Consider the following 8,147-nt stretch of genomic DNA (forward strand, 5'->3'; position numbering starts at 1 on the left):
GGGGCGGAACCGCTCTTGGCTCTGCAGTTACCAGCGAGTTTGGCCTTCCGTGCAGCGTCCTAAATGACGTTCATGCTCACGCTCTGGGTGAGGCTCGTCATGGTGCTGGTCACGGCAAAGATAGCGTTTTAACCGTAGCAGTTGGTACGGGCATTGGTGGCGCCTTTGTGAACCACGGCATTTTGATGCTGGGCGCTCACGACGAGGCTGGTCACATTGGTCACGTTGCAACTCCAGCAGCTGCAGGCGTTGATTGTCCTTGTGGTGGAACTTCTCACCTTGAGCCTGTTTCCGCAGGTCCTGGCATTATTCGCGAGTACGTTCGCCTTGGTGGCTCCGACACGCTTGAAGACGGTTCTGCTCTTGATGGCGCAGACATTGACCGCAGAGCTCTTGCTGGCGAGAAGATCGCTCAGGCTGCAGAGGAGCGCTCAGGCCGCGCACTTGGTGAGGTTCTGGGAAGCATGTGTAACATGCTTGATCCTTCTGTCATCATTCTGTCTGGCTCCGTTGCAGAGTGCGGCAAGTACTGGCACGAGGCACTTGAAGCTGCATTTAAGCTGCAGGCAATGCCTCCCGTTCAGGCAACGCCCATTGTGAAGGGCACGCTTGGTGGAGAAGCCCCTCTTATTGGAGCTGCAGAAAACCTTGTTCTACCTGGCTATTTAGAGACACGTCTTTAGGCAGAAGCATGTCAGCAGGCAAATTGCTTGCTGACCAGACACGCCGCAAAGACATATACCTTTTATGTACGTACATTCTTGTGAGGAGAATACCGTGGCATATTCAGAGCTTGTTGAGTCACTTAAAGGAAAACTCATTGTCAGCGTCCAGGCGTATCCTGGTGAGCCTATGAGGCATCCAGAGACCATGGCTCAGATTGCTCGCGCTTGTGAGCTTGGCGGCGCTGCAGCTATTAGGTGCCAGGGTTTGTCTGACATCTCTGCCATTAAAGGTAGAGTTGAAATTCCTGTTATTGGCCTCTGGAAAGAGGGTCATGAGGGTGTCTACATTACTCCTACGCTTCGTCATGCGCGTGCTTGTATTCACGCTGGCGCAGATGTTGTTGCCCTGGATGCAACAGACCGTCCAAGGCCAGATGGTAGAACCTTTGAAGAGACCGTTGCAGCTCTGCGTGCAGAGTCTGACGTGCTGATTATGGCTGACTGCATGACTATGGATGATATTCGTCGCTCTGTTGCTGCTGGTTGTGACCTTGTTTCAACCACACTTTCTCACAACAAGGCTGCTATTGATACAACGCTTGATGATGGCCCTGACATTGCCCTTCTCAAGCAGGCAACTACTGAATTCCCAGGTATTGCCATTATTTGCGAGGGCCACGTCCACACACCACAAGACGCAAAAGATGCTCTTGATGCAGGCGCTTGGGCGGTTGTTTCAGGTACAGCCATTACGCACCCAACTTCAATTACCTCTTGGTTTGCTGCAGCACTTGAGGATTAACGCTTGGAGCGGTAAGGTTTTCTCGTCACGTATTTAAGGAGCGCCTGTGAAGAAAAACGATCCTACATCTTCAGTTATTCCCGACATTGTCATTATTACGGGTATGTCTGGATCGGGTCGTACGCAGGCGCTTCACGTGTTTGAGGATATGGGTTATTTCTGCATTGATAACCTGCCACCAGCTCTTATTTTGCAGCTTTCTAACCTTGTGGGCATTAACACAGGTGTTGGCCGTCACTTGGCTGTTACCTGTGATTTGCGCTCGCAAGGTCTTTTTGATGACATCTCTGAAGCTCTGAAGTCTCTTGCAGATCACGAGCTCACCTACAAGATTGTGTATCTGGACTCCTCAGACGAAGTACTTATGCGTCGCTATAGCGAGAATCGCCGTCGTCATCCTTTAGCGCAGGAGGGAGAAAATCTCTCATCTGCAATTTCTAAGGAGCGCGCACAGCTTCAGGACATAAAAGCGCTGGCAGATGTGGTCCTAGATACCTCATCTATGCGCACTAATACGCTCAAGAGTCGTCTTCGTCGCGCATTTTCAGAGCTTGCTGAACAGCAGCTTATGGATGTTAGCGTATTTTCCTTTGGCTTCAAAAATGGTTTGCCCGTTGAGGCTGACCTCATGATTGACGTGCGATTCCTGCCTAATCCTTACTATGATCCAGAGCTCAGACCACTTACCGGTCTTGATGAGCCAGTAGCTCAGTTTGTCCTTGAGCACGGCACTACTAAGAAATTCCTTAAGTCTTGGTTTGAGCTGCTTGATGTAGTAATGCCTGGCTATGTGCAGGAAGGCAAAAGCTTGCTCTCTATTGCGGTAGGTTGCACGGGTGGCCAGCATAGAAGCGTTGCAATCGCCCGTGCTACCGCAGAGCATCTTACCAGCCAGGGCTATCGCGTAACGCTGTTCCATCGCGATCTTGATGCGGCTCAGAAGAAGTCTCAGCAGGCTGAGTAGAAGTTAGTCTGTCATGTCCTATACTGCCTTGGTAAAAAATGAGCTGGTCAGCGTACCAGAAATTCAGACGGATTGTGAATTAGCCCAGCTTTCTGCGCTTATTCGTGTTTCCGGAACGTTATCGATGCACGGTCCTGGTAAATTTGCCGTTCGCATTGTTACTGAGACTGGCACGGTTGCCCGAACAGTTATTAGTTCTTCTCGCCGTCTGTTTGATCTGGGTACTTCCGTTGAGTACCGCCGCTCTATCATGCATAAAAAACGCAACTATTTGCTTGAGATTTCTAACCAGGATTCGCTTGCAGAAGCACTTTCCGCTCTTGGCATTTATATACCGGGAGAAGGCCTGGTAAGTGGCATTCCTAAGAGTGTTATTCGCACCAAGCAAGCGCAGCGAGCTTTTTTGCGCGGAGCGTTTATGGCGGGCGGATTTTTGGCCGATCCCTTAAAAGATTTTCACTTAGAGATTGCTGTCTCGGGAGAAAGATTTGCCACTGAGCTGGTAAAACTTATGGGATCCATTGGTGTAAAGGCGCGGCTTAATCATCGTAACCGTCATACCAATGCACTCATGCGAACCAGAGAAATTTATGCTGTCTACCTTAAGAGCTCTGACGACATCATCAAGTTTTTGCGAGAGATTGGTGCGCCAACCATGGCGCGCGCTATCGCGTTTACCCGCGTGCAAAAGCATTATCGCAACAACGTCAACCGAGTTGTCAACGCAGAAATGGCAAATCAAACACGGTCTTCAAATGCAGCGGCAGACCAGTTAGCGCTTATAGAAAAGGCCGAGAAACTCGTTGGACTCAGAGCCCTGCCGCCAGCGGTCAGAGATTTTTGTCTTGCACGAAAAGATAACCCTGAGCTGTCATTATCAGCGCTGGGGGAGTCGTTTGTACCACCCGTATCCAAGTCCGCCATGTATCACCGACTGCTTCGTTTGGAAAAAATCGTTCAGGATTTAGAAAAAGATGCATAAGTTATCGGTGAGTGCGGTAAAATACTCGGTGTACGGTTTAAATGTTAATGAATCCGGAGAATGGCTCTGGGTCACCGAAAGGAGCATTACGTATGGCAGTAAAGGTTGCTATTAACGGTTTTGGCCGCATTGGTCGCCTTGCATTTAGGCAGATGTTTGGTCACGAGGGTTCCGAGATTGTTGCAATCAACGACCTTACTTCTCCAGAGATGCTTGCATATCTTCTGAAGTATGACTCTACTCAGGGCAACTATTCCCGCGATCACAAGGTAGAGGCAACTGACCACTCCATCATCGTTGACGGTCACGAGATTGTTATTTACAAGGAGGCAGACGCTAACAACCTGCCTTGGGGCGATCTCAACGTTGACGTTGTTCTTGAGTGCACTGGTTTCTACACTTCTAAGGACAAGGCACAGGCTCACATCAACGCTGGTGCTAAGAAGGTTGTCATTTCTGCTCCTGCAGGCAATGACCTTCCAACCGTTGTCTTCAACGTTAACCATGAGACCCTCACTGCAGATGACAACATCATCTCCGCAGCTTCCTGCACCACCAACTGCCTTGCTCCTATGGCAAAGGGTCTCAACGACTTCGCAACTATCAAGTCCGGTATCATGACCACCATTCACGCATACACTGGTGACCAGATGATCCTCGACGGCCCACAGCGCAAGGGTAACTTCCGTCGTTCCCGTGCTGGTGCAGAGAACATCGTTCCTAACTCCACCGGTGCTGCTAAGGCTATTGGCCTTGTTCTTCCTGAGCTCAACGGCAAGCTCATTGGTGCTGCTCAGCGCGTTCCTACGCCAACTGGCTCCCTCACCAACCTCTATGCTGTTGTTGACAAGAAGGTCACCGTTGACGAGGTCAACGCTGCAATGAAGGCATATGCAGAGACCATCCCAGAGACCTTTGGTTACAACGAGGATGACATTGTTTCCCGCGACATCGTCGGTGAGACCCACGGCTCCATCTTCGACGCAACTCAGACCATGTGCTCTGACCTTGGCGATGGCACCACTCTTGTCCAGGTCACCTCTTGGTACGACAACGAGAACTCCTACACTTCTCAGATGGTCCGCACCATCAAGTACTTCGAGAAGTTCGTTGCTTAAGTTCTAGTTACATAGACGCCTTAGGCGCGGTCGCAGCATCTGCCGCGATCGCGCCTTCTTTTGTTGGAAACGTATTTAAAGGAGTGACATGGCTTTTACAAAGAAGACTGTCCGCGATGCAGATGTTGATGGTAAGCGCGTACTTATGCGCGTTGACTTCAACGTGCCTCTGAAGGACGGCGTTGTTACTGACGACACCCGCGTTCGCGCTGCACTTCCAACCATCCAGTATCTTCTCGACCACAACGCAAAGGTCATCCTGATGAGCCACCTTGGCCGTCCAGATGGCACCGGCTTCCAGCCAGAGCTTTCCCTGCGCCCAGCTGCAGAGAAGCTTGCTGAGCTTCTTGGTCGCGAGGTTAAGTTTGTTGAGGACACCTATGGCGAGAAGGCCCGTGAGGCTGTAGACGCACTCAAGGACGGCGAGGTTCTTGTTCTTGAGAACGTCCGTTTTGACAAGCGCGAGAAGAAGAACGATCCAGAGATTGCAAAGATCCTTGCATCTTATGGTGACATCTTTGTTCTTGATGCCTTTGGTACTGCTCACCGTGCACAGGGCTCCGTTGTGGGACCAGCGGCTTACCTTCCTGCATACGCTGGCTTCCTGCTTGAGAAAGAGGTTGACACTCTTACCTCTATCTTCTCTAACCCAGAGCGTCCACTTGTAGCTATTGTTGGTGGCTCCAAGGTTTCTTCTAAGATTGGTGTTCTTGATCACCTTATCGATTCCGCTGATACCCTTATTATCGGTGGCGGTATGGCTTACACCTTCTTCCTGGCAAAGGGTTATACCGTTGGTACTTCTCTTCAGGAGCCAGACTGGATTGAGCGCGCAGGCGAGATGCTCAAGAAGGCAGAGGAGAAGGGCGTTAAGATTCTGCTTCCTGTTGACAACGTTGTTACCGATCACTTTGGTGAGGACGCTGTTGGTGAGGTAGTTCCTTCTGACCAGATCCCTGCAGATCGCATGGGTATGGACATTGGTCCTAAGACTGTTGAGCTTTACTCTGAGGCAATCAAGGGCGCAAAGACCGTCTTCTGGAATGGTCCTATGGGTGTCTTTGAGTTTGACCAGTTTGCAAAGGGCACCGAGGCTATTGCTCGTGCTGTTGCAGATGCTGATTGCACCTCTATCATCGGCGGCGGCGATTCTGTTGCAGCAGTTAACAAGTTCCACCTTGCTGACAAGATGAGCTGGATCTCCACGGGCGGCGGCGCTTCCATGGAGCTCGTTGAGGGTAAGGCACTTCCAGGAGTGGAGGCGCTTCTCGATGCGTAATCGTATGATCGCAGGTAACTGGAAGATGAATGAGACTTTCGCTGAGGGCGTTGAGCTTGCTCAGGGAATTGTTGATCAGCTTGCTTCCGGTACCGGAAACGTTGACGTTGTTATTGCTCCACCTCTTGTAGACCTTAAGGGTGTTTCTGAGGTTCTTACTCAGGCAAACTCTTCCGTTGCTCTTTCTGCACAGAACGTGTACTGGGAGGAGTCTGGCGCATTTACTGGTGAGACCTCTCCAGCAATGCTGACTTCTGTTGGTGCAACGTACTGCATCATTGGTCACTCTGAGCGTCGTGGCTATTTTGGTGAGACCGATGAGGACATTAACCGCAAGGCAAAGGCACTGATGGCTCATGACATCGTCCCTATTTCTTGCTGCGGTGAGTCTCTTGAGGTTCGCAACGCTGGTACCCACGTTCAGTTTGTTGTTGACCAGATTAAGGCTGATACTAAGGACCTTCAGATTACCGATCCTTCCAAGTACGTTATTGCTTACGAGCCAATCTGGGCAATTGGTACTGGCATGACTGCAACTGCTGATGATGCACAGGAAGTCTGCGGCGCAATCCGCAAGACCCTGGTAGAGATCTTTGGCGCAGAAATTGCAGATGGCATCCGTATTCTTTACGGTGGTTCTGCAAAGCCAGAGAACGTTGGCGGCTTCCTCGAGAAAGAGGATGTTGACGGCGCACTTGTTGGTGGCGCATCTCTCAAGGCTGATTCCTTCGTTGCAATGGTAAAGAGCGCAATGAACTAAATTGTGGCAAAGCTCCTTACTCCGGTTAGGCGCTTGGCTCATCTGTTAAGTTCTTGTTTGTTTTGCAACTTGGCACACGTCATTCCCAAAAGGGAGTGGCGTGTGCTATTCTTTTCTCTTGTACGTAAAAATAACTAGGGCTGGATCTTCTCGCCAGCAAGAGGGGGAACCTCGTGGGCGTTCTGAATACAATTCTTTTAGTGCTGTTTGTTCTTTCTGGCATTTTGACGGTGCTGCTTGTTCTGGCACACTCCGGAAAGGGCACTGGCGTTTCTGACATGATTGCTTCTTCTATGTATAACGCAAGCGCTGGTTCAGGCATTATGGAGAAGAACCTTGATCGCCTTACCATCATCACTACAACCATCTTCCTGGTTTGTGCTATTGTGATGGCTCTCACATTCCCTGTTGGAACTATTGGCTAAGCAGCTCCTTTTACTTTTGAATCATCTGCCGAGAAACCCGAGTTTCTCGGCATTTTTTATTTGTAGCCTGCTGAGTACAGGAAAACTTGCTGATGAAAACGCCGGCAAAAAGGTCGGACGCATCAGATAGCAGTTTTCTTTTACTTCTTAACAGAATTTTCAATAACGTTTCTCATATGTAAACAAATTTGATTGTGACCTGTACGCTGGAGTCAAACAGTCATTATATGGGATACGTTTTACTGGGATTGGTATGCATAATCTTGCTTATCAAAGAGATATTTTTGGGTTAAGCAGCTTATCCATGGTAAAATTGCACTTTGCTGTGTATTCACAGCATGTTTGTTGTAGGAATGCTAGGTTGCCATACCGAGAAAACCTCGCTTATCAGGTGGATAAGCGCAAGGCGGTGAGGAGAGTCAATGGCACGGTTTGTTTGGTACGTTACAAAGAGGATTTTGAGCTACATTGTGATGATTTTTGTTGCAACTTCGCTCACATTCTTCCTCGCATCATCGTTTATGAATCCACGCTCCAACTTTGAGCAGCGTACTCCACGTCCTCCACAGGAGTCTATTGAGGAAAACCTGTATAGGACTAATCTAAATGATAAGACCCCAGTTATCGAGCGTTATCAGGTCTGGATTACCAATCTGCTTACCAAGTTTGACTTTGGTATGACCCCAACAGGCGATAACGTTAACCGAGAGATGAGCTCAAAGTTTATGGCTTCTATTGAGCTTATGACTCCAGCAACTATTTTGTCTGTTGTTATTGGTGTCAGCTTGGGTGTTTATACCGCTCAGCGCCAGTATCAGTGGCAGGACCGCTTCTTAAGTGGCGTTGCTTCGATTCTTCTGGTTATTCCAACTGTTGTTATGGCAATCTTGATTGTTTTTGCGGCAATTGAGATTAACGCACGTGCCGGTACTCGTATTTTCTACGTAACCGATCTTTCTAGTGGAGATACTGGAAACTTCTTCACTTGGCTCATTGACTTCCTCCAGCACATTATTCTTCCAACTATTGTTCTTACTATCGTAAGCTCCGTTGGTTACCACCTATCTCAGCGTACGTACCTGCTTGACGAGATGCATGCAGACTACGTTCGTACTGCTCGCGCTAAGGGCCTCACTCGTAAGAAGGCAATTC

9 protein-coding genes are annotated in these 8,147 nt (G+C 49.4%); all 9 read left to right on the forward strand.

Features of this window, described 5'->3' with window-relative positions; genetic code table 11:
- The coding region (locus tag RWJ43_RS05005) for an ROK family protein (protein WP_314008532.1) at positions 1 to 683 on the forward strand (683 nt) is incomplete at its 5' end.
- Between the two features lie 64 nt (positions 684 to 747).
- Positions 748 to 1,467 (forward strand): N-acetylmannosamine-6-phosphate 2-epimerase, encoded by a 720-nt coding sequence (locus tag RWJ43_RS05010; protein WP_396427224.1) that lies wholly within the window; start codon positions 748 to 750, stop codon positions 1,465 to 1,467.
- Positions 1,468 to 1,513: 46 nt separating this feature from the next.
- Positions 1,514 to 2,431 (forward strand): RNase adapter RapZ, encoded by a 918-nt coding sequence (rapZ, locus tag RWJ43_RS05015; RefSeq protein ID WP_313993476.1) that lies wholly within the window; start codon positions 1,514 to 1,516, stop codon positions 2,429 to 2,431.
- Between the two features lie 13 nt (positions 2,432 to 2,444).
- Positions 2,445 to 3,413 carry a DNA-binding protein WhiA gene (whiA, locus tag RWJ43_RS05020; RefSeq protein WP_313993473.1) on the forward strand — a complete coding sequence of 323 codons (969 nt, stop codon included), beginning with the start codon at positions 2,445 to 2,447 and terminating at the stop codon, positions 3,411 to 3,413.
- Between the two features lie 92 nt (positions 3,414 to 3,505).
- The gene (gene gap, locus RWJ43_RS05025; RefSeq protein WP_035436831.1) at positions 3,506 to 4,531 is read left to right on the forward strand and encodes a type I glyceraldehyde-3-phosphate dehydrogenase; all 1,026 of its coding nucleotides are present in this window, start codon (positions 3,506 to 3,508) and stop codon (positions 4,529 to 4,531) included.
- Positions 4,532 to 4,619: 88 nt separating this feature from the next.
- Complete coding sequence (locus RWJ43_RS05030; RefSeq protein WP_314008538.1) at positions 4,620 to 5,810, forward strand: phosphoglycerate kinase; 1,191 nt, start codon at positions 4,620 to 4,622, stop codon at positions 5,808 to 5,810.
- Positions 5,803 to 6,570, forward strand: coding sequence for a triose-phosphate isomerase (gene tpiA, locus RWJ43_RS05035; protein ID WP_314008540.1), 768 nt, complete (start codon positions 5,803 to 5,805; stop codon positions 6,568 to 6,570). The genes RWJ43_RS05030 and tpiA overlap by 8 nt, the downstream gene beginning before the upstream one ends.
- A gap of 173 nt (positions 6,571 to 6,743) precedes the next feature.
- Positions 6,744 to 6,995 (forward strand): preprotein translocase subunit SecG, encoded by a 252-nt coding sequence (secG, locus tag RWJ43_RS05040; RefSeq protein WP_314008543.1) that lies wholly within the window; start codon positions 6,744 to 6,746, stop codon positions 6,993 to 6,995.
- 422 nt (positions 6,996 to 7,417) lie between these two features.
- Positions 7,418 to 8,147 (forward strand): ABC transporter permease (locus RWJ43_RS05045; RefSeq protein WP_314008546.1); only part of this gene is annotated, 730 nt, incomplete at its 3' end.

Origin of the sequence: Lancefieldella parvula, assembly GCF_963530955.1 — a bacterium.
In the GTDB taxonomy this organism is placed as follows: Bacteria; Actinomycetota; Coriobacteriia; order Coriobacteriales; family Atopobiaceae; genus Lancefieldella; species Lancefieldella parvula_A.